We start from the raw sequence: 20,795 nt of genomic DNA, 5'->3' as shown, positions 1-20,795 counted from the left end.
CCACTGTCGGGTTGCGGGGGTGCGTCGAAGAATCGGGAGCACAGACCCACAGGAGGCCGACCTTGAGTAATCGAATTCCCGATCCCTTCATCGACTTCGCACTGCCCGCAACGGATTTGGCGGTATCCGCATATAGTTTCGCGCAGTCTGCCGAAACCCCGGTGGTGTTCGCGCACAGTGTGCGCAGTTACTTGTACGCGCGGGAACTGGCCGCGCGGCTGCATCCAGACGCCGGCTACGATGACGAGCTGCTGTTCCTGAGTTGCGTACTCCACGACATCGGTTTGAGCGAACTGGGTAACGGTGATCAGCGCTTCGAGGTCGACGGTGCCGACACCGCCGCCTCCTTCCTCCGTGAGCACGGTGTGGCCGAGCAGCGCGTGCGCATCGTGTGGGACGCGGTGGCGCTGCACACCTCCGACGGGATCGCCGGTCGCCGCGAACCCGAAGTCGCGCTCGCGCAGGTCGGAATCTCGGCCGATGTCCTCGGGCGCAACCGCGAGCAGCTGCCGGTCGAACTGGTGGAGCGCGTGCACGCCGTGTATCCCCGGGCCGACCTGAGTTTCGCGCTCACCGAGGAGATCCTCGCGCAGACGCACGGCAAGCCGAGCAAGGCGAGCCCGGTCAGCTTCCCCGGACTGCTGCTGCGCGCCCGCCTGCCCTACGGCGAGATCCCCGACTGGCACGACCTGATGGGGGTCACCGGATGGGGCGACCGGCCACCGGCGGCGCGTACATCGGAACTGGCCGGGACCCCGGAGGAGCTGGCGGAACTCTTCGAGAAACGACTGGCGGCAGGCGATCTCGACGGGCTGGTCGAACTGTACGAGCCCGCGGCGGTTCTCGCGCCCGCACCGGGGACCGTGGTGGCGGGCGCCGACGCGATCCGGGAAAGTCTGCGCGACTACATCGCCGCCGGAGCGCGAGTGTCCCTGAGCCTGCGGCAGATTCACACCGCGGGCGATATCGCACTGCTGTCCAGCGACGCGACCGTCACCCGGCTGGCGTCCCAGCCGCTGACCACGACCACGACCGAGGTCGCGCGCAAACAACCGGACGGACGGTGGCTGTACGCCGTCGACCACCCATTCTTCGGCGAATAACGCTGGCCGGTTTCCAGCCACGCCCTCGGTCACGGCCGCATCGCCGACGGAGGTAATGCATGCATGAGACCACGGGGGCGGAGCCGCAGGTCAATAGCCTGCGGCTCTGCCGTTTTCGTGGCCGTGCGCGAACCGGAGGTGATCATGGTCGTACGCCGCGACGATGCCCACTACCGTTGATAACCGGCGGGCAGAGGGAGGGCTGTGGGATGCGATGACTCGGTGTCGAAACGAGATCGGCGGCTGAATCGCGGCAGGGTTGCCGACCACCGAGTCAATTGGCTTGGCCGTCAATCTGTTTCACACCCGAGGTGCTGGTTGCCGGGTGTAGCGGATGGCTTGCGGTGCGGTAATCTCTGACCAGCTGAGTTCTCTAGATCGGAGCGGGTTGGTGAGTGCGGTGATGTCCCCGGTGCGGCAGGGACAGCCTCGGTCCAAGCGGGTGTGGATCGCCGGGGCGGTGGTGCTGGGAGTGGCGATCGCGGGCGGCGCTGTATATCTCGTCACGTCCAGCTCTTCCGACGACGCGGCCGCGGGGCCGACCTACCACGACACGAGCGACGAGTGCACGCTGGTGTCCGCCGCGCTGCTGAGCCGGTACACCCCGGGGGCGCAGTGCAAGCGCACCCCGACGATGACGCTCAACCCCGACGAGGTCACCCACACGCCGAGCTGGACCACGGTCGATTCCGTGACGCATCCGGTCAGCATCCAGGTGGTCCTGCGCATGGCCGCCGGCTCGCCGTCGATGTACAGCCGTGCCCAGAGCTCGCTTTCCGATGTGTATCAGCCGCAGCTCAACGAGTCGAAGTCCGTCGAGATCACCCCCGCCGAACTCGGGTCGAAGGTGCAGTCGGCCGCCATGGTCAGTGGTAGTCCGAAAGCGATTCCGGGGCGTTCCGACGCCCGAATCATCCTGCGTTCGGGCAATGCCGTCGTGGATGTCGTCGTCAACGACTGGAACGGCGCGGCCGCCTCGGAGGCCGCGGCGAAGGCGATCGCAGCCGACGTCGTGGCGAATCTGCATTAAAACGCAGGAGTATTCGGCAAAATACGCCGAACGGCGGTGTGGACCCCTTCCCTGCAGGTAACTTTCGGCTTTGTCGACAGTTACGCAGGAGGGGTTTGCCTTGCCCAGAACACAATTCGTCGCGGCACCACCGGCGGGCAGCGAGCTCCGGCAGATCAGCGGGCCGGCCACGAACTGGATCTCGCAGCTGCGGCGTCAGCGCCGCGACCCGCACGGTTCGGCTCGGGAGGACGAGAACACCTACGGCCCGGTGCATGTGCTGAACATGTTCGGCAGCCGGTGGATCATCGCCGCCGGTCCCGATGCGGCACAGCAGGTTTTGATGAACCGGGACCGGGTGTTCGCCAACGGTCCCGCGTGGAAGCCGCTCAACGGGCCGTTCTTCGACCGCGGCCTGCTGATGCTCGATTTCGACGAGCACAAGGCGCACCGCGCGATCATGCAGCAGGCCTTCGGCCGCTCGGCGCTCAGTTCCTACCTGGAAGCCCTGCACACCATCGTGGAACGCCACATCGCGGAGCTTCCGGAAGGCAGTGTGGCCGAGGGCAACCCGGTGCTCATGCACAAGCGGTTGGAGCAGCTGACCCTGGACGTGGCCCTCGAGGTCTTCATGGGTGCGCGCCTGCCCCGCGCGGAGGCCGACCGGATCAGCGGCGCCATCATGGCGCTCCTGCACGCCGGCGGCGCGATGGTGCGGATATCGCTGCCCGGCAGTCGCTGGCGGAAGGGTCTGCGCGCCCGCCGCACCCTCGAAGTGTTCCTCGCCGAACGGATCACGACCGCCCGCGACCAGCCGGGCACCGACCTCCTGTCGATGCTGTGCCACGCCACCGGCGAGGACGGCGAACGCTTCACCGACGAGGACGTCGTGAACCACATGGTCTTCCTCCTGGCCGCCGCCCACGACACCACCACCGGCACCCTCGCCAATATCGTCTACAACCTGGCCAAGTACCCCGACTGGCAGAAACGCGCCCGCGTCCGCTCCCTCGACATGCCCCACGAACTCGGCTACGACGAACTCGCCGACCTCACCGAATTGGACTGGATCTTCAAGGAAACGACGCGCCTGTGCACGCCGATCCAGATCGAGCCCCGCGTGGCCGTCCAGGACACCGAGATCTGCGGCTACTTCGTCCCCGAAGGTTCGATGGTGGTCGTCCCCGCCCTGGCCAACCACCACCGCCCCGAAATCTGGTCCCAACCCGAGGAATTCGACCCGGAACGCTTCAGCGACGACCGCGCCGAACACAAACGCCACCGCATGGCCTGGGCCCCTTTCGGCGGCGGCCCCCACAAATGCCTGGGCCAGCACTTCGCCGGCCTCGAAATCAAAATGGTCCTCCACCAGCTGCTCCGCAGCTTCGAATGGGAAGTCCCGCAGGACTACATCATGCCCCTGGACATGAGCGCGACCCCGCTGCCGGAAGACTCACTGCCGGTGACTCTTCGGCGACGGGCCACGGAGTGAGAATGGGACTGTCGCCGCTGGACCGGATCCGGGTCAGGCGCTATCCCTCATCGACTCCAGTTCTCGTCGTCGCCCATGCACTCTGGTTCTGATGTTCGTAGTCGTCGATGGGCATGGAGCTGTAGAGGCGGCCGGTCTTGCTGGCGAGCCGCAGGAGGGCTCGGCGCGGGCGAGCGGGGAGGGCTGAGATCAGACGGGCGCCTTGGGTCAGGCCGGTGATGCCGAGGTGGGATGCGAGGATGAGGGTTTTCGCGGCACTGAGGGCGGCTGCTCGGCCGGCCTGGATGTGGGGTGTCATCACGCGTTCGTAAGCGGCGAAAGCGCGTTCGTGGTTGCCGCCGGCTCTGGCCAGTTCGCCCGCGAGGACATAGGCGCCGACGACTGCCAGGGTGGTGCTGCCGCCTACAGCCGGGCCGGGGCAGTAGCCCGCGTCGCCGACCAGCGTCACCCTTCCTCTGGACCAGGTGTTCAGGTGGAGTTGGGTGATCGAGTCGAAGTAGAAGGCCGGGGTGCTGTCGAGCTCGGACAGCCAGTGGTCCACGTCCGGATGCATGCCCTGAAAGGCGTTGCGCAGCAGTTCCTTCTGCCGTGGCACATCGCGGTAGTGGTAGTCGAGCTCCTGCTCGCTGTGGAACAGGAACAGCGCCCGTGCCTCGCCGGAATGGCGGGTGCCGTACATCCCCACGGTCCGGCCGACGCCGACGTGAATGAGCAGCTCACGCTCCAGCGCGGCGGCATCGCGCAGGGTGAGAACGCCGAGATAGGCCCCGATGAAAGCGCTGGAACCGGGTTGGTCGCCGAAGGCGAGCCGCCGGACCGTGGAGTGCAGCCCGTCTGCGCCGATGATGAGGTCGAACCGGCGCGGTGCCGCATTCTCGAACCGAACCTCGCCGTCCGGCGAGAACGCGGTGATCGAGTCCCCGAACAGGTACTCCACATCGTCACACGTTGCGTCGTAATAGATCTCGCTCAGATCATCCCGCATGATCTCGACATGCCGATCGGAGGCGGCGCTGAAGATCTTGCCGAGATCCACCCGAACCGCCCGCGAGGACCCCTCCGGCCGCAACGTCAACCGCGCAGTCCCGGTAGCGCACCCCTCGATCCGATCCAGCACCCCCATCCTCTCCGAGATCTCCACCGCAGGCCGGAACAAATCCACCGCATGCCCCCCGGTCTTGCGCACCGTCGCAGCCCGCTCCACCGCGGTCACCGAAAAACCATGCCTGTTCAGCCAATACGCCAACACCGGCCCCGCGACACCAGCCCCCGAGACAAGAATCCGCACGAAGCCCTCCTTGTGAACGAGCCCCCACTATCCACCGCCCACCCACCCCGGATATAGGACAAATGTTCCCGCTCGGGAATCAACCCATCGCCTCTAACTGTTAAAACATTCATTAACAGTTAGAAGGGCGCATCTCGCATGGGCCGATCGAGAGGGAGGTTGGGGGATGACCGGGCATTATGCGCAGGTTGCGTTCACTGAGGGGGTTCGGGCTCATCAGGCGGTGCATGGGAGTTTGCGGGGGTATGAGCGGATGGCGGCGGTGCCGGAGGTGGCGGATCGGTTGGGGGAGAACGAGGCTTGGTTCATCGGGGAGCGGGACAGTTTCTATCTGTCGACGGTGAGTGAGACGGGGTGGCCTTACATTCAGCATCGGGGTGGGGGTCGGGGGTTCTTGAAGGTGGTTGATTCGCGGACGTTGGGGTTCGCGGACTTTCGGGGGAACAAGCAGTACATCAGTCGGGGGAATCTCGATCATGACGGTCGGGTGGCGTTGTTCCTGATGGATTACGCGGCGCGGACTCGGTTGAAGATTTTCGGGCGGGCGCGGGTGGTGGAGGCTGCGGAGCAGCCGGAATTTGTTGCCTCGCTGTCTGTTCCGGGGTATCGGGCGCAGGCGGAGCGGGCGGTGTTGATCGAGGTCGAGGCGTTCGACTGGAACTGCAGTCAGCACATTCCGGAGTTGTATCCGCGGGAGGAAGTGCTGGAGGCGGTGGCCGACCTGCGGGAGCGGATCGCCGATCTGGAGCGGGAGAACGCGGCCCTGCGGGCAGCGGCGAGCTGAGGGACTCGGGATCGACCGGCGTTCGTCCTATTCGATGGGGAGACAACATCATGCGTTCTGCACGGATCGCTTGGGCGGGGCTCGCGGCCATGACCGTGTCCTTCGGCCTGAACTTCACCATGGGCGTGTTCTTCGCGCCGACCGCCGCCGACTACGGGATCAGCGCGGCCGCCATGGCCGTAGCCGCCGCGCTCGGCACCACCGTCACCGGGCTGGCCCAGTATCCGATCGGGTGGCTACTCGACCGGATCGGGGCCAAGGCGGTGCTGATCGGCGGGCTCACACTGATCTCCAGCAGCTCCCTGGTGCTGTCGGTGGTCACCCGGACCTGGGAATTCGTCGCCGCGTACATGGTGCTCGGCGGGCTGGGGTTCGCGGCATCGTCCACGCTGACGGTCACCACGTTGATCGGGCGGGTGCACGGCGATCAGGCCGGACCGTCGCTCGCCCGGGCCGCGCTCGGGATCAATCTGGGGCAGTTGATCACGCCGTGGGCGGCGACCGCCTTGTTCGATCCGATCGGGGTGCGGGCCACCTACGCGCTGCTGGGCGCGGTCGGACTCGGGGTGACGGCCTACTTGGCGGCTCGACTGCCGGCGTCTCCGGGCGTCCGCAGGCCCACGGGTGGCGCTGAATCCTTGCGCGGGCGCGGAAAGCTATTGGTGGCCTTGGGATTGCATGCCGCGACGCTCTACGTGGTGATCCTCATGCTGCCCAAGCACGCGACCGAACTGGGCTGGAATATCACCGCCGCGTGATCTTCAGCATCGCCTGCGTGGCGCTGCTGACCCCGACCCGGCGTCAACCCGCGACCGTGAGCGCTTCGGACGAAACCGAACCGGCCACCGCCGCCGGGCGACGCAATACGGTGACAGTCACGATCAACGCCGCCACCAGCAGGCCCGCCGCCACGGTGAAGGCGAGCCGGTACCCGGCGGTGAGCGCCGCGGCCTCGGAAACTCCTTCGGCGAGCTGACTTCCGGTGCGCGAGGCCGCGAGCGTGGTCAGCACCGCGACACCGATCGCCATCCCGATCTGCTGGGTCGTGTTGAACAGTCCCGACGCCAGCCCGGCATCGCTGGGCTCGGCGTCGGACATCCCCAGTCCGGTCAGCGCGGGCAGCACCAGGCCGCCACCGGCGATCAACACCATCATGGGCAGCAGATCGACGGTGTAGTCGGCGTGCACGGGCAGGCGGGTCAGCCAGGCCATGCCGGTCAGCAGCAACAACAGTCCGGCGACGAGCACGGTGCGCGCACCGAGGCGCGTGATGAGCGGGGCGGACACGAACAACGACACCCCGCCGATGGCCACCGCGGCGGGCAGCATCGCCAACCCGGTCCGCAGCGCGTTGTAACCGAGCACCTGCTGCATGTAGAGCGCCACGAGGACCTGGAAGGCGAACATCGCCGCCAGGGTCAGCATCTGCACCGCGTTCGCGCCGGAGACATTGCGGGAACGGAAGATCCGCAGCGGCAGCAGCGGTGCGGGGGCCGTGGCCTGACGAACCAGGAAACCCGCCAGCAGCAGCGCCGACACCAGGGCGAGCGTGAGCGTCCGAGCCGCCAGCCAGCCGTGCTCCGCGATCCCGACCACCGTGTAGATCCCCAGCATCAGCCCCGACGTCACCAGCACCGCGCCGAGGACGTCCACGCCCGCACCGAATCCGATCCCGCGATCGGCGGGCACCACCCGCAGGGCCAGCACGACGGTCGCCAGCCCGATGGGCACGTTGATCAGGAAGATCCAATGCCAGTTCAGCGCATCGGTGAGCACCCCGCCGAGCACCTGCCCGACCGAGGCGCCGGCCGCGCCGGTGAAGCTGAAGACGCCGATGGCCTTGGCGCGCTCGGCATTCCCGGTGAAATGGGTGATCAGGATGCCGAGCACCACCGACGCCGCGAGCGCACTGCCGACGCCCTGAAGAAACCGCGCCGCTATCAGCACTTCCCGTCCGGTGGCCGCACCGGCGAGAACCGAGGCCGCGGTGAAGACGACGTTCCCGGCGATGAACATGGTCCGGCGCCCGATCAGATCCCCGAGCCGCCCGGCGAGCAGCAGGAGTCCGCCGAAGGCGATGAGATAGGCGTTGACCGTCCAGCTCAGTTCGGACGGGCTGAAGCCGAGATCCCGTTGGATCGAGGGCATGGCGACGGTCACGATGCTGCCGTCGAGGATGGTCATGAGCATCGACGCCGACAGGGTGGCGAGGATGAGGCGCTGCGAAACCGACATGGTCTGTCCTGTGATCGAGAGTGGAGGGAGCTCTACTGCGCGGCGCGCACGTCGTCGGCGAATGCGTAGTCGCGCCGCCAATCGGGGCCGGTCGGAGCCAGCACGACCCGCTCGACACCGGCGGCTTCGTAGGCGACCAATTCGTCCGCGGCCCGACGGGGATCCGCCGAGAGCGCCGGCGCGACGACTGTCACCGCGGGGGTCTGCCGGCCATGCTGCTGAGCGAGGTCCTTCAACTCGGTCAGCAAGCCGGGAAGATCGTCGAGACCCGGATTGATCGGCATCCAGGCATCCCCATAGGTGGCGGCCCGGCGACGGGCCCGAGAGCTATTGCCCGCGATCAGAATCGGCGGCACCGACGCACCCGGCGACAGTGCGACGTCGAGGCCCTCGTCGAGCGCCGTCCGCGCACCACTGATCAGCCCCGGCAGTACGGCCAGCGCCCGATCGGTGCGAACCCCCCGCTCCGCGAACGGCACACCCGCCGCCCGCCACCCGACATCCCCGTGCGCCGGATTGCCGGTCCCGATTCCCAACAGCAGCCGCCCCTCCGACACCTGCTGCAACGTCCCGATCTCCTTGGCCGCCCACGCAACCGGCCGCATCGCCACCAACATGGCCCCGAACCCGACCCGAATCCGATCGGTCACCGCCGCCGCCGTGCTGAGAGCGACGGTGCTGTCGAGCATCGGCTGACTGGCGACGAGGTGGTCTGTCGCCCACAGTGATTCGAGCCCCGCGGCCTCCGCCACCCGCGCGCTCTCCCGAACCTCCCGCGGTCCCGACCCCGTGCTGTGCGGTCCCGACGTGGGCAGAAATACACCGATCCGAATAGCCACCGAAGGCCTCCACTTTCCCTGAGCGTTTGGTACCCGACCAACGCTATGGCACTCCCGCGAGCGTTCCAATGCGCGATTCGCTCAGATCTATATCCGAAGCGCGCACCTCCCGGCTTGCGGTCGAGAGTGGCTGAGAGGCGGGATGTCCTTGCCGACGGGGTGTTTCGCGTGGGTTCCGAGGTTCGGGGTATTGCCCGATCCGGGGGCGGTGATCAGGGCGCTGCGGTATACAGGCGGGGGACGGGTTTTCGGATACGGGTCTAGGGGGCCATGGTGGCGGGTTCGCGTGAGCTACGTACTGATGTGCCGCATTCGGCTCGGATGTACGACTACTTCCTCGGGGGGAAGGACAATTACGAGGCGGATCGGGATGCGGGGGACAAGGCGCTGGCGGAGTTTCCGGCTGTTCGGGTGACCGCGCAGACCAATCGGGAGTTCATGCGGACCGCTACCCGGTATCTGGCCGGGGAGGGGGTTCGGCAGTTCCTGGATATCGGGACGGGGATTCCCACCGAGCCGAATTTGCATCAGGTGGCGCAGGGGTTGGCGCCCGAGTCGAGGGTGGTTTACGTCGATAATGATCCGATGGTGTTCTCGCACGCGCGGGCATTGTTGGTGAGTGCGGAGGAAGGGCGGACGGCCTTCGTCCTGGCCGACGCGGGGAAACCGGAGGAGATTCTCCAGGCTCCGGAACTGCTCGAGACGCTGGATCTTTCGCAGCCGGTCGCGGTGTCGCTGATGGCGGTGCTGCATTTCGTGCCGGGGGATGTGCACGAGATCGTGCGGGCCCTGATGGAGCCGCTCGCGAAGGGGTCGTATCTGGCGGTCTCGCATGTCACGACCGATTTCGACGCCGGGCCCGACGATCCCGAGGGGATGGCCCGGCTGCTGCAGGTCTATATCGATCGCGGGATACCGGTGCAGCCGCGCACCCGGGACGCGGTCGAGCGGCTGTTCGACGGGTTGGAACTGGTCGAGCCGGGGGTGGAGATGATCCACCGGTGGCGCAATCCCGACGAGGTATTCCCGCCGGGTCACGACAAGAATGTGTCGCTGTACGGGGCTGTCGGCAAGAAGGTCTGAGCCGCAGCGGGTTACGCGACGAAGGCCAGGCCGTAGAAGATCCAGCTGGTCACGGCGGTCAGCGTCATGCCGATGGCCGCGATCGGCGCCCAGCGGCGGTGCCAGGCGCTGTGCGCGCCGGGGTGCGGCGGCGAATCGAAGTTGCGGGCCGCGCGGATGATCACCACGGGCCACAGGACGACCGAGAAGACCGCGCAGGCCAGGTGGATGGCCAAGGCGGTCCACACCACGGTGGAGGCCGTCCCGCCGACGACGCCCGCGGCCCGCTCCTGCCAGCCGTTGAAGCGGACATCCATCTCGAAGAGCACCACGGCGGAGAGCAAGCCCACCGCCAGCAGGATCTGAACTCCCTTGTGCAGGCCGAACTTTCGATTGACCCTGGCCTGGTAGACGCTCCACGCCAGGACGGCGACGACGATCGCCATGGCGAGCACCATGGTGTCCATCGCCCACGACGCTCTCGTGCCGAGGAAACCGTCGACTCCGGGGAAGTTGTTCATCGTCGGTGCCTTCACCTCTCTGCGGAGACAAACTTACCGACGGTGCGTCGGGAAGATCCGCGGACCGCGAGCGTAGCAGCGCGCCCGGCGTGTCCGGTTATCCCCCCTTTCCAGCCGCATCACCCCTCGTCAGCAGGGGCCCGGCGGCTGTTGGATGCCGTTATCGTCACCGTCGAACGGAGGGTTCATGTCCGGAACACAAGCGGCCGAGGGGCCGGGTCGGGTTTGTATCATCGGCGCCGGGCCGGCGGGATTGTCCGCGGCTCGGGCGTTGAAACGCCTCGGGATTCCCTACGACCAGTTCGAGCGGCATTCCGATGTCGGCGGCATCTGGGATCTCGACAACCCGGGCACCCCGATGTACGAGTCCGCGCATTTCATCTCGTCGCGAAAGACGTCGGGGTTCTTCGACTTTCCGATGCCGGAGAACTACCCGGACTATCCGGGTAACCGGCAGATCCTGGCGTACACGCGCTCCTTCGCCGACGCATACGGCCTGCGCGAGGCGATCCGATTCGATTGCGCCGTAGTCGATGTGCTGAAGGCCGGCCTCGACTGGCTGGTCACGCTGGACGACGGCACCGAGCGTCGGTACGCCGCGGTCATCTGCGCCACCGGCGTGACCTGGCAGCCGCGCTCGCCCGAACACCAGGGCTCGTTCGACGGAGAGATCCGGCACTCCTCGACCTACCGCAGTCCCCTCGAATTCCGCGGGCGGCGGGTCATGATCGTCGGACTGGGCAACTCCGGCGCCGATATCGCCTGCGACGCCGCCGCCAATGCCGAGGCCGCCTTCGTCAGCATCCGGCGCGGCTATCACGTCATCCCGAAACACATCTTCGGTATCCCCAGCGACGAAATCGCCAATAGCGGACCGCAATTGCCGTTGTGGCTGGAGCGCCCGTTCTTCCAGGCGCTGCTGCGGCTGCTCCAGGGGAATCTGACGAAATACGGTCTGCCGAAACCGGATCACAAACTGTTCGAATCGCATCCGCTGCTCAACAGTCAGCTGATCCACTACCTCCAGCACGGTGATGTCGCGATCCGCCCCGATGTCGCGAAGCTGGAAGGCGCCCGGGTCCGGTTCGCCGACGGCAGCAGCGAGGAGGTGGACCTGATCCTCCACGCGACCGGCTACGACTGGTCGATTCCCTATGCGGAGAAGTACTTCGACTGGACCGAGGGCCGACCCGACCTGTACCTGTCGGTGTTCAATCGCGAGCACCGCAACCTGTTCGGCCTCGGCTATCTCGAGGTCAACTCCAGCGCGTACACGCTGTTCGACCACATCAGCAATGTCGTCGCCCAGTACCTGCACGACCAGCAGCGCAACCCCGCACGGGCGGCCGCGTTCGAGGGACTCATCGCCGGCGATCGGCCGAAACTCAACGGCGGCATCAAGTTCCTGGCCTCGGCCCGGCACCGCGCCTATGTCGACGCCCACGCCTATCACAGCTATCTCGCGGTGCTGCGCAAGCGATTCGGCTGGAGCAACCTCACCGCGGGCCTGTTCGATCCGATCCGGGCCGGGCGGTCGGCGTCGGAGGCCCGGTCATGAGGTGCCTGGTCACCGGCGCGACCGGATTCGTGGGCGCGAACCTGGTCCGGGAACTCCTGAGCGCCGGTCATCAGGTGACCGCGTCCGGCATGCCGGGCTCGGAAACCCGCTGGCTCGCAGAGCTTCCCATCACCATTCGCCTCGCCGACCTGACCGCGCCCGGCGCGGCCCGCGGCCTGGTCGACGGCCACGACTGGGTCTTTCACGTCGCGGGCGACACCTCCACCTGGTCCGGCCTGGCGGAACGGCGGCGGCTGGTCAATGCCGTGGTCCCGGCGCTGCTCGCGGATGCCGCACTCGAGTCCGGCGTGAAACGGTTCCTGCACACCAGCACCACCGATGTGCTGGGGTATCACCGCGACGGCCGACCCGTCACCGAGGACGGCGGCGACCAGCTGTTCACCGGTATCGGCTATCACTACGCCGACACCAAACTCGCCGGTGAGATCGCGGTCCGGCACCGGATCGAGCGCGGACTGGACGCGGTGATCGTGTACCCGGGCTTCATGATCGGCCCCTACGACTACACCCTGCAGATCGGCCGGGTCATCCGGGCGCTGCAACAGGGCCACCGCTATCCGTGCCCGCCCGGTACCACGTCCTGGTGTGACGTGCGGGCGGTCGCCCGCGGCATGATCGCCGCGCTCGAACACGCCGGCACCCGCGGCAGCAGCTACATTCTCGCCGGGCCGAACCACAGCTACCACGAGGTGTTCAGCCGTATGGCGGAACTGGTCGGGGCGGCGAAAAGGCCACTGCCGCTGCCCGGTTCGATCGTGCGCGCGGCGGGACTGTTCGGGGAGCTGACCGCCATGGTCACCCGGACCGCTCCCGAACTCGATCCCGGTCTGGCCCGCTACCTGTCCCTGCCGCAGGCGACGAGCAGTGTCCGCGCCATCGCCGAACTCGGCTACTACCCGGGCGATATCGACAAAGCGATCCTCGATGCCGCCCGCTGGTACGAGGAACACCTGCCGCTGTGACCGCTCAGCCGGTCCGGATCCCTTGTCCGGGAGGCGGACCGGCTACGCGAGCGTGCGGCGGGCCACGCTGGGCGCGGACCCGGTCCAGCGGATGTAGGCGCGGCGGAACTCGCGGATATCGCTGTATCCGATCTGGTGCGCGATCGCCGAGATCGGCAGCGCCGAATCCTGCAGCAGATAGGTGGCGCGCCGTTCCCGCACCCGATCGCGGACCGAGCTGAAACTCTCACCGGCGGTGGCGAGTTGGCGGCGCAGCGTGCGTTCGGTGACGTGCAGTCGCGCGGCGACCTCGGCCATCGTCAGGGGATGTCGCAGATTCTGCTCGAGCAGGGTTTCGACGATCAGCACCACATCCGGTTCCCGCCGCCCGATATCGAGCAGGCGGCGGCACGCGTCGACCGCGATCGCCCGGGTCGGCTCGCTGTGTGTGGCGAAGGGCAGGGTCAGGTCCGCGGCGGGGAAGACCGCCCGGTTGGCCTCGGCGGAGAACTCGACCGGGCAGCGGAAGAATCGCTCGTAGTGACCGGCGTACGGCGGCGGGGCATAGCTGAGCTCCACCCGGGTGGGCGACCAGTCCGAGTCGACCACGGACCGCACGAAAATCATGGTGCTGCACAGTATTTCCTCGCACAGGAAGCTGAGCAGCTGCGGTTCGGGCCAGCGTTCGTGCAGGCGCAGCGCCGCGTGGTGCTGGTCGCGCTCGAGTTCGATGTCCATGAGGCTGCCCGACGCCTGGTGCAGTTCCAGCCCGATCGACATCGCCTCGCCCACGGTGGCGGCCGAGCGCATGGCCACCCCGAGCATGCCCATCGACAGCAGGATGTCCCGCCCGCCCACCTGCATGCCGAGCGGCCGCCCGGGCATATCCGCGATGGCGCGCCGCAGGACGGTGACGGCCTGCCGGAAGGACACCTTGATCGAGTCCGCGGTCAGCACATCCGGCGCGGTCAGACCGGTCCCCGTGAACCACCGCCCGACGTCGCGGGCCTCCCGCGCGCCGATCTCGACCAGCCCGCTCAGGACCGACGGGGGGATCGTGGGCAGATCCAGCCTCGTGCTCACTTCGTCCGGACCTCGCACCGACGGACGCCAAACTTGGTCACACGTCCAATCTAAGTTCGCGAGATCGTTTACACCAGCGGACACCGGCGGCTACCCCTCGAACGCGGCGGGGCTCAACAGCCGCCGAGCCGAGCCAGCACCGCCCGGTACAGGGCGTGCCATTCGTCATTGCCCTGGCCCGCGAACTCCCCGTCCGTACTCAGCTGGAGAGTGTGCGCCAGTCGGACACCGGTCACGCAGTTCGACGGGGCGACCGTGATGTACTGGCCCTGGAAGCCGTTGGCCTGGAAGCCATCCGGCGTCGCACCGCTCCACCACTGGAAGCCGTAGCCGCCGACGGTGGCGTCCCCGGCGTCGCTGGCCGGTTTCATGCCGGTGGTGGCGGCCGTGACCCACTGTGGGGACACCACCTGCCGGCCCTCGGGCGTGCGGCCGCCGGTACGCAGCAGCTCACCGAGCCGCACGAAGTCGCGAGGCCGGGCGAACAGGGCTTCGGAGGCGATGGCCGCGCCGGTCCGGTCGGTCATGATGTCGGCCGGCGCTTCCATGCCCGCGGGCTGCCACAACTGTTCGGAGAGAACCTGGTTGAACGGCTGGTGGTAGACGCTCTCCAGCATCCAGGCCAGCACCTGGGTATCGGCGCTGCTGTAGTTGAAGGCGACGCCGGGCGCCCGATCCGCCGGAAGCGACTTCAGGAACTCGTCCCGGGTCTTCCCCGACCCGCCCTCGGTGTAGTAGTCCAGGGACATCTCGATCCACTGCGTCACCTGGGTGTTCTGCGACAGCTCCTCGGTGTGCTCGTCCCATCGGATGCCCGACCGCATCTCCAGCAGATTCCGGACGGTCGCGCCCTGCCAGGAGGTGCCGGTCAGCTCGGGGATGTAGCGCTCGATCGGATCGTCCAGCGAGGCGATCAGGTGCTGGTCGACGGCGATGCCGACCAGGGTCGAGACGAACGACTTGGTGGTCGACCACGCCTGATGCGCGGTGTCATTGGACCAGCCATTCGCGAAGTACTGCGCGACCAGGGACCCCCAGTGCGCGAATTCGATGACGTCGGTGCCGGAGTCATTGAGGAAATCGGCGACCGTCTTGGTGCCGCCCGCCCACTCGTAGGTCACGTCGAGCAGATCGACGGGTGCCGGCGGCAGCGCGGCGGTGGCCCCGGCCGCGATCGGCGCGTGCGGCAGGGCCACATCGGGTTTGACCACATCGATCGGGAGCGGCAGCAGCACCTTGTTGTGGACGAGGATCTCGCGCACGTAGTTCGACCAGAATTCGGGCGACGACAGGCTGGCGGCGCTGCCCGCGATCACATCCCGCAAGGGCGGCACCCCGAGCAACCGGCCACCGTGGATCGCCGCCAGCAGATCGGTCGCGTCGGTGATCGGCTGCGGCGCGGGATCGGCCGTCGCGGCCGGGAACGGCCCGCCCAGGGCGAGCACGGTGGTCGTGGCCGTGATCGCACCGAACCGCATCAAACGACCGCGATTGCCTTGGCTGCGAACTGATCTGCGCATGCGGGTGGGGAACTCCTCTGAGTCCCGCCGTCCCCTCGGGGGAACACTGAACGGCGGGTGTCCGGCTGGTTTCGCAAGAACATACCCAGAGGTAGAGGCGGTGGACTGGGGACTCACCGCCTTGACCGACCGGACACCCGTGGGTGACCGGTTTGCCCCCCCATCGGCCGGAGCGGCCGTTCTCAGGCGGCGCTGCGCATCAGGCCCTGGGTGTCCACCGAGGCCACCAGATCGCCTGTCCGCGTGAAGATCTGGATCCGGCCGTGCATCCGCCCACTGCCCGCGAAGTTGCTCTCGCACCGCATGAGCAGCCAGTCGTGCAGGCTGAACGGGCGGTGGAAGGTGACCGTCTGGGCGAGCATCGCGGCAGCGCCGCGACCACCGAGGCGAGCGATCTCGGACTGGGGATAGGGCCGCATGGCGACCGGGCCCAGGAAGCCCTCGCTGCCGTGAGCCAGTAGCGCACGGGCGAGAGCGGGCTCGTCCGGAGCCTTGTCGCAGCGCATCCACACGTCCAGGGTCGGCGGGCCGGCCAGTTCGAGCGCGAGCGCGTCGGCCCCGCCGAGCGTGCGAACCTCCCAGGGCAGCAGCGCGCAGGGCAGCTCGTCGCACTCGTCGGGACCGGGCACGCCCTCGGGCAGGCGGGCGCTGTGGGCGAGGAAGTCGGGCTCCTCGACGCTCAGCATGGCCAGCACGCGCGCGTGCTCGCGCCCTTCCTGCCGGAACGACACCTGGACGGTGGCCAGCGCCCGGCCGGACTGCACGGTCTCGACCTCCACCTCGACGTCGCGATCCGCGTACCCGCCGCGCGGAAACACCCCGTGCAGCGACTGGACGGCCATGTGCGGCACCGTGCGCTCGGCCGCGATGACGGCCTGGGCGAGCGTCTGGCTGCCCAGGGTCGTCGGCAGCGTCGAGGTGACATTGCGGGCCCGGAACCGCCCGGGCCCGGCCTCGGTCAGATCGAGAACATCGAGCAGGTCCGTCAGGTCGACGACCGGCCACATGTGGGTACCACCAGCCATGGCCGAATGTTAGCTGTCGCCTCCCGCCAGGGCCGGGGTCAGTCCCGCGTCGTGGGAACCGGTCGCCGGGCGGAACGAAACCGCTGCTACGGACACGATCCCGACCGCGAAGCAGGCGAGGGTGTACCAGAGGTTGCCGATGGGGTCGCCGTTCTCGGTGATGCCGTTCTTCGCGTTGAAGAAGTCCGGGAGGGCAGTGGCCCACAGGACCGCGAAGACGACGAGGTAGACGGCGGCGTACACGCGGACGAAGGCGTTGTCGTAGCGCGGATCGGTGTTGCCGGGCTGCCGCAGCCGCGACCACTGGCGGTACATCAGCCAGACCGCCACCACCGAGAGCACGATCAGCTCGAGCGCGTAGATGACGCCGCGCACGGTGGTGCTGCCCGCGCCGAGGACCGTGGCCGGGAGCGGAAGGATGAAGGTGCCCGCGGAGGCCGCGAGGCCGATCCCCAGTGTGCGCCACACCAATTGGAGACCGGTGAACCGCTCACCGGCATCCACGCGGCGGCCCACGAAACGGTAGACGCAGAAGGCCAGCGACATCGGCCACAGGGCGGCGAAGACCACGACGCTCGGCAGCGGCACCGAATCGAACATGGGCTGGTTGAGCGGGTTGTCGGTGGTCCACTCCCACCAGCGCAGCTGCGGGCCGATCTGGTCGAAGATCTCGTAGAACGCGTGGTGCACGAAGCCGACACAGGTCGCGCCCGCGAGCGCGCCGTAGCGGAAGACGCCCAGCATGCGCACGATCTCGTAGGCGATCGTGGCCATGAACGGGTAGATCGCCACGATGTAGAGCGGCAGGCGGCCCCACAGGAAGTCCACGGTGAACACGTTGTGCGCGAACATGGTGTCCACGTGTTCGGAGATGCCGAACGCGGCGGGGAAGTACAGCGGCGGTTCGATGACGAACAGGTACGCGGTCGCGCCGAACCACAGCACCAGGTTGGTCGGGTCGCCGTGGCGGCGCAGCCGGATGACGGCCCACACCAGCGCCAGGATCGAGCCCAGGATGATGGTGGTTTCCAGGACCGGCAGGGTCCAGTTCTCCAGTGCCAGCGGGCTTCTCAGCTCGAACAGTCCGCCGGCTTCCTCACAGGAGAAGCCGAGCGACTTCGCGAGCCCCTCGAAGGTGGGTGCGCAATGCTCGGCCATCAGTTCGCCCCCGCTCCGGATGTCTCGGCGGTGTACCAGCGGGTCACGTCGTAGCCCTCCTGGTAGCGCTTGAACCACACGTCGGCCAGTGCGGGCGTGGCCTCGTGCGCCGGATCGTGTTTGGGCAGCTGGCTTCTGATGACGCCGCGCAGCGCCGCGAGCTGCTGGCTCATCGGCAGATCGTCGAAGGCGCGTGGGCCCGGACCCGCGTACGGCAGTGCGAGGCTGGGCACCACCTTGCCCAGCAGCTGCTGATAGCGGTAGGTCGCGAACATCGACATGGCGTCGATCTTCCGCTCCTCCAGCGGCACATGCTTGTTGAATCCGGCGCACGCGATCCGCACCATGCGCAGCACGTGCCGGAAGATCGACGGCGCCACCCGCATCCGGTACAGGTCACTGCCCACCAGCGATTCGAAGATGATGAGCGCGGAACTGCGGTGCTCGACCTCCTCGACGAAATGCCAGATGAACAGCGACGCGACACGGTCGTCGCCGGGCCGGAACAGCGAGGCCTCGTTGTCGAGCATGAGCTTGAACACCGAGGTGAAGGTGGCCTCCAGGTCGGCGGTGTAGGCCAGGCGGTACTTCAGCGGCTTCTCGGCGGTGAGCTTGTCGAATTCCCCCACCACCTCGTCGAGGGTCTCCTGCAGGCCCGGGTAGGCGCGGATCAGGCCGCGCACGTGCTGGCGGTGGGCGGTGGAATGCTGCCCCTCCTGCCGCATGAAGGCGTCGGCTTCCTCGGCGACCTCCGGGTCGGTGAACTGCGACTTGGCCTGGGTGATCATCTGCACGATCATCTTCTCGAAACCGATGGCCAGGAACGAGACCGCGTTGGCCATGCTGGAGAAGGCCGGGTTCTCCGGATTCCAGAGGAACGGCACGTCGTGTTGCTCGAACGCGAAAGTCAGCTTCCGCACAATCAGATCAGTCATATCGGGCGATTCCTCGTCTTCCGGAGGGGGTGGGGTCCGGTGGCCCGGTCGCGCGCACCGCTGCCGCTGTGAACATACAAACATACACTCACGTGTACAAGTGTATGATATGAAATCCCTGCTCAGGGGCATGCCGCGGTGGGTTGTCGAGGTCCGCGTGTTACGGTCGGGCCGTGGCACGCAGGCGCGGATGGGGAGGTCGTCCCCCGGAGAACGACGCGGAGGCGTCGGATCGAATCGTCGCCGCCGCAGTCGAATTGATCGCGCGCACCGGCGCCGCGATCAGCATCGCCGACGTCGCCGAATCCCTGGGCGTGATCCGGCAGACCGTCTACCGCTACTTCCCCAGCGCAGACGCCCTCATGCGGGCCTCCGCCATCGCCTCCGTGGACGGCTTCCTGGACCGCCTCGAAGCCGAGGTCAGCGGCATGACCGATGCCGTCGAGGCGATGACCCACGGCATCGCGTACACCATCACCGAGGTCCGCCGGACCCCGCACCTGGGGCTGCTGCTGGCCGCCACCTCCTCCAGCGCCGACCCCGCGGGCATCACCTCCGACGAGGCGCAGGCCTTCGGCCTCACCATGATCAGACGCTTCGACGTCGACTGGCGGCACTACGGCTACGACGACGAATCCCTGCGCGAGCTGGTCGAATTCCTGCTGCGCACCATGCAGTCGTTCTTCATCTCCCCGGGCAACCCGCCGCGCAGCGACGCCGAACTGCGGCGCTACCTGCGCCGCTGGATGGGATCGGCCATCATCGCCCAGTCAACGGTCATGAACTAGAAGGGCACCATCGTGAAAAATGTTGTGGCACAGCTGATGAGTGGCGTCAACGCGGGCATCGCCGCGCTGACCGAACTACCCGTGATCGGGCCGTTCGTGGGACGCGGGCTGGTCGTCATCACCTACACCGGGCGGAAGTCGGGCAAGACCTTCTCGCTGCCGGTCGGGTACATGCGTTCCGGCAAGGACATCGTCATCGGTGTCGCCATGCCGGAGAAGAAGACGTGGTGGCGCAACTTCCTGGGCGCGGGCGGGCCGATCTCGCTGCGCCTCCAGGGCGTCGACCGCAGCGGCCACGCGGTGACCGAGCGCGACAACGGGCGGGTCAGCGTTCGCGTGACCCTCGACGACGCGGTCTAGCCTGGAGGGGTGCCGGTGCTGCGTGTGACCGTGGAATTCGCCGATGGGGCGCATCGGTCACTGCGCGTGTGCTGGTCCTCGGACGCGGACTCGCCGCGCTTCGAGTCCGCGCGGGTGTTCCTGGTCGCGGTCGAATCCCCCTCGCCCCGAACCTATCTGAGCCTGGTCGATCGGCTGGACCGCGCCTCGGTCCGGCTGCCCGATGACCTGCCCGCGGGGACGTATGCGATCGAGGTCGACGCCTACGGCAGCTCGAGCTGGGGTGACGGGCGGCTGGACGCCCGCGGGCGCAGCCCGGAATTCACCCTCGAACCGGTCTGATCCTCCACCGGCAGCCGGGATCAGCGGTCGGTCGGCGGCGCGAAGTCGGTGGGGCCGAGCAGGTCGGCTACCCGGAGCAGCGGACCCGCGCAAGCGAGAATCTGGTTCGGGTCCTGCAACTTTCCCGCCGTCATGTAGGTCAGCAACTCGTTTCCCACGAGACTCCAGGACGGTAACCAGCCATGGACGTGGGCGTCGATCAAGGGCTGGCCGACCATGGCCTTCACCTGGGAGCGGTCCGAGGCGGTGATCGTGTAGCGGGAGTCGAACAGGACATTGCCGGTCGCGGTCGGCTTGTCACCGAATAGCGCCCGCCCGAACTGTGAGGCGAGTCCCCGCCGCTGCACGGCCACCGAAGGGTGGGGGCGATCCAGCATGATCCTGACGACGACATAGTGCTCGGTGGAATCGGTGGCGGTGAACGTGTACTCCGCGATCGTCACCCAATGTCCGCCGATCACCCCGGTCACCATGACGCCGAGGCCGCGACGGTTGCGGCCGGGCAGCCGGTCGGTCCACGGCGCGACGGCGTGCTCCTGGAACTGCCAGCCATTGGCTACCGCCCACCGCCACAGCCGTTCCTTCCGCGCCCGATCGGCGTTCGACTGCTTGATTCCGTAGATGAGCATCAACAGCAGCGGACCGCCGACGAAGAAAACCGAGCCCGTCATCCATGCGATGCCCGACAACATCACTGACCCCCTTCTTTCGTTGGAGGTTAGATTTCGCGAGTGATCTACTGGTTTGCTTAA

At 67.5% G+C, this 20,795-nt stretch carries 21 protein-coding genes; 11 read left to right on the top strand and 10 right to left on the bottom strand.

Annotation, left to right across the window (positions count from 1 at the left end; translation table 11 throughout):
* The first annotated feature begins 62 nt into the window (after positions 1-62).
* From ACQP06_RS26985 to ACQP06_RS26975, 3 genes are all read left to right on the top strand, one after another.
* Positions 63-1,103: a nuclear transport factor 2 family protein gene (locus ACQP06_RS26985; protein WP_433667211.1), complete on the top strand. Its 1,041-nt coding sequence runs from the start codon at positions 63-65 to the stop codon at positions 1,101-1,103.
* A 391-nt stretch (positions 1,104-1,494) separates the two neighbouring features.
* Complete coding sequence (locus tag ACQP06_RS26980) at positions 1,495-2,133, top strand: hypothetical protein (protein WP_433667210.1); 639 nt, start codon at positions 1,495-1,497, stop codon at positions 2,131-2,133.
* 100 nt (positions 2,134-2,233) lie between these two features.
* Positions 2,234-3,604, top strand: coding sequence for a cytochrome P450 (locus ACQP06_RS26975; RefSeq protein ID WP_433667209.1), 1,371 nt, complete (start codon positions 2,234-2,236; stop codon positions 3,602-3,604).
* A 40-nt stretch (positions 3,605-3,644) separates the two neighbouring features.
* On the opposite strand, the gene ACQP06_RS26970 is transcribed toward ACQP06_RS26975, so the two are convergent.
* Entirely contained in the window at positions 3,645-4,892 is a 1,248-nt protein-coding gene (locus ACQP06_RS26970) for an FAD-dependent monooxygenase (RefSeq protein ID WP_433667208.1), read from the bottom strand.
* Positions 4,893-5,058: 166 nt separating this feature from the next.
* Here ACQP06_RS26970 and ACQP06_RS26965 point away from each other — a divergent pair, with 166 nt between their 5' ends.
* Together ACQP06_RS26965 and ACQP06_RS26960 are read left to right on the top strand one after the other, a co-directional pair.
* The gene (locus tag ACQP06_RS26965; RefSeq protein WP_433667207.1) at positions 5,059-5,676 is read left to right on the top strand and encodes a pyridoxamine 5'-phosphate oxidase family protein; all 618 of its coding nucleotides are present in this window, start codon (positions 5,059-5,061) and stop codon (positions 5,674-5,676) included.
* A 50-nt stretch (positions 5,677-5,726) separates the two neighbouring features.
* The gene (locus ACQP06_RS26960) at positions 5,727-6,434 is read left to right on the top strand and encodes an MFS transporter (RefSeq protein ID WP_433667206.1); all 708 of its coding nucleotides are present in this window, start codon (positions 5,727-5,729) and stop codon (positions 6,432-6,434) included.
* A gap of 43 nt (positions 6,435-6,477) precedes the next feature.
* Here ACQP06_RS26960 and ACQP06_RS26955 read toward each other — a convergent pair whose 3' ends face one another.
* Positions 6,478-7,911 (bottom strand): DHA2 family efflux MFS transporter permease subunit, encoded by a 1,434-nt coding sequence (locus ACQP06_RS26955; protein ID WP_433667205.1) that lies wholly within the window; start codon positions 7,909-7,911, stop codon positions 6,478-6,480.
* Between the two features lie 32 nt (positions 7,912-7,943).
* Entirely contained in the window at positions 7,944-8,750 is an 807-nt protein-coding gene (locus tag ACQP06_RS26950) for an LLM class flavin-dependent oxidoreductase (RefSeq protein WP_433667204.1), read from the bottom strand.
* A gap of 270 nt (positions 8,751-9,020) precedes the next feature.
* Between ACQP06_RS26950 and ACQP06_RS26945 the strand changes: the two genes are divergently transcribed.
* On the top strand, positions 9,021-9,833 hold the full coding sequence (locus tag ACQP06_RS26945; protein ID WP_433667203.1) for an SAM-dependent methyltransferase: 813 nt from the start codon (positions 9,021-9,023) through the stop codon (positions 9,831-9,833).
* Between the two features lie 11 nt (positions 9,834-9,844).
* On the opposite strand, the gene ACQP06_RS26940 is transcribed toward ACQP06_RS26945, so the two are convergent.
* A complete protein-coding gene (locus ACQP06_RS26940; protein ID WP_433667202.1) occupies positions 9,845-10,333 on the bottom strand; it encodes a DUF420 domain-containing protein in 489 nt (162 codons plus the stop codon).
* A 187-nt stretch (positions 10,334-10,520) separates the two neighbouring features.
* On the opposite strand from ACQP06_RS26940, the gene ACQP06_RS26935 reads away from it, so the two are divergent.
* Entirely contained in the window at positions 10,521-11,891 is a 1,371-nt protein-coding gene (locus ACQP06_RS26935; RefSeq protein WP_433667201.1) for a flavin-containing monooxygenase, read from the top strand.
* Positions 11,888-12,874: an NAD-dependent epimerase/dehydratase family protein gene (locus ACQP06_RS26930; protein ID WP_433667200.1), complete on the top strand. Its 987-nt coding sequence runs from the start codon at positions 11,888-11,890 to the stop codon at positions 12,872-12,874. The genes ACQP06_RS26935 and ACQP06_RS26930 overlap by 4 nt, the downstream gene beginning before the upstream one ends.
* A gap of 42 nt (positions 12,875-12,916) precedes the next feature.
* Here ACQP06_RS26930 and ACQP06_RS26925 read toward each other — a convergent pair whose 3' ends face one another.
* From ACQP06_RS26925 to ACQP06_RS26905, 5 genes are all read right to left on the bottom strand, one after another.
* Positions 12,917-13,936: an AraC family transcriptional regulator gene (locus tag ACQP06_RS26925; RefSeq protein WP_433667199.1), complete on the bottom strand. Its 1,020-nt coding sequence runs from the start codon at positions 13,934-13,936 to the stop codon at positions 12,917-12,919.
* Positions 13,937-14,049: 113 nt separating this feature from the next.
* Positions 14,050-15,456 (bottom strand): serine hydrolase domain-containing protein, encoded by a 1,407-nt coding sequence (locus ACQP06_RS26920; RefSeq protein WP_433667198.1) that lies wholly within the window; start codon positions 15,454-15,456, stop codon positions 14,050-14,052.
* Positions 15,457-15,638: 182 nt separating this feature from the next.
* Positions 15,639-16,481: an acyl-CoA thioesterase gene (locus ACQP06_RS26915; RefSeq protein ID WP_433667197.1), complete on the bottom strand. Its 843-nt coding sequence runs from the start codon at positions 16,479-16,481 to the stop codon at positions 15,639-15,641.
* A 9-nt stretch (positions 16,482-16,490) separates the two neighbouring features.
* The gene (locus ACQP06_RS26910; protein WP_433667196.1) at positions 16,491-17,639 is read right to left on the bottom strand and encodes a hypothetical protein; all 1,149 of its coding nucleotides are present in this window, start codon (positions 17,637-17,639) and stop codon (positions 16,491-16,493) included.
* Positions 17,639-18,574 carry a metal-dependent hydrolase gene (locus ACQP06_RS26905; RefSeq protein WP_433667195.1) on the bottom strand — a complete coding sequence of 312 codons (936 nt, stop codon included), beginning with the start codon at positions 18,572-18,574 and terminating at the stop codon, positions 17,639-17,641. The genes ACQP06_RS26910 and ACQP06_RS26905 overlap by 1 nt, the downstream gene beginning before the upstream one ends.
* Positions 18,575-18,747: 173 nt before the next feature.
* Between ACQP06_RS26905 and ACQP06_RS26900 the strand changes: the two genes are divergently transcribed.
* From ACQP06_RS26900 to ACQP06_RS26890, 3 genes are read left to right on the top strand one after another with little or no spacing between them, the layout of a single operon-like run.
* Positions 18,748-19,362, top strand: a complete 615-nt coding sequence (locus ACQP06_RS26900) for a TetR/AcrR family transcriptional regulator (protein ID WP_433667194.1) — start codon at positions 18,748-18,750, stop codon at positions 19,360-19,362.
* 12 nt (positions 19,363-19,374) lie between these two features.
* Positions 19,375-19,722, top strand: a complete 348-nt coding sequence (locus ACQP06_RS26895; RefSeq protein WP_433667193.1) for a nitroreductase/quinone reductase family protein — start codon at positions 19,375-19,377, stop codon at positions 19,720-19,722.
* 9 nt (positions 19,723-19,731) lie between these two features.
* Positions 19,732-20,043, top strand: a complete 312-nt coding sequence (locus tag ACQP06_RS26890) for a hypothetical protein (RefSeq protein WP_433667192.1) — start codon at positions 19,732-19,734, stop codon at positions 20,041-20,043.
* Between the two features lie 20 nt (positions 20,044-20,063).
* On the opposite strand, the gene ACQP06_RS26885 is transcribed toward ACQP06_RS26890, so the two are convergent.
* A complete protein-coding gene (locus ACQP06_RS26885; protein WP_433667191.1) occupies positions 20,064-20,714 on the bottom strand; it encodes a hypothetical protein in 651 nt (216 codons plus the stop codon).
* Positions 20,715-20,795: the final 81 nt, after the last annotated feature.

It is taken from the genome of Nocardia sp. CA-136227 (assembly GCF_050955695.1).
GTDB lineage: Bacteria > Actinomycetota > Actinomycetes > Mycobacteriales > Mycobacteriaceae > Nocardia.
Note: the sequence above shows the minus strand (reverse complement) of the source record. Positions and strands in the feature narration are given on the sequence as shown.

Bases quoted from the DNA above. Each gene is read 5' to 3' on its own strand.
- ACQP06_RS26930 (WP_433667200.1), top strand. From the start codon at position 11,888: ATGAGGTGCCTGGTCACCGGCGCGACCGGATTCGTGGGCGCGAACCTG.
- ACQP06_RS26910 (WP_433667196.1), bottom strand. From the start codon at position 17,639: ATGGCCGAGCATTGCGCACCCACCTTCGAGGGGCTCGCGAAGTCGCTC.
- ACQP06_RS26935 (WP_433667201.1), top strand. From the start codon at position 10,521: ATGTCCGGAACACAAGCGGCCGAGGGGCCGGGTCGGGTTTGTATCATC.
- ACQP06_RS26885 (WP_433667191.1), bottom strand. From the start codon at position 20,714: ATGACGGGCTCGGTTTTCTTCGTCGGCGGTCCGCTGCTGTTGATGCTC.
- ACQP06_RS26905 (WP_433667195.1), bottom strand. From the start codon at position 18,574: ATGACTGATCTGATTGTGCGGAAGCTGACTTTCGCGTTCGAGCAACAC.
- ACQP06_RS26945 (WP_433667203.1), top strand. From the start codon at position 9,021: ATGGTGGCGGGTTCGCGTGAGCTACGTACTGATGTGCCGCATTCGGCT.
- ACQP06_RS26920 (WP_433667198.1), bottom strand. From the start codon at position 15,456: ATGCGCAGATCAGTTCGCAGCCAAGGCAATCGCGGTCGTTTGATGCGG.
- ACQP06_RS26960 (WP_433667206.1), top strand. From the start codon at position 5,727: ATGCGTTCTGCACGGATCGCTTGGGCGGGGCTCGCGGCCATGACCGTG.
- ACQP06_RS26965 (WP_433667207.1), top strand. From the start codon at position 5,059: ATGACCGGGCATTATGCGCAGGTTGCGTTCACTGAGGGGGTTCGGGCT.
- ACQP06_RS26955 (WP_433667205.1), bottom strand. From the start codon at position 7,911: ATGTCGGTTTCGCAGCGCCTCATCCTCGCCACCCTGTCGGCGTCGATG.
- ACQP06_RS26940 (WP_433667202.1), bottom strand. From the start codon at position 10,333: ATGAACAACTTCCCCGGAGTCGACGGTTTCCTCGGCACGAGAGCGTCG.
- ACQP06_RS26915 (WP_433667197.1), bottom strand. From the start codon at position 16,481: ATGGCTGGTGGTACCCACATGTGGCCGGTCGTCGACCTGACGGACCTG.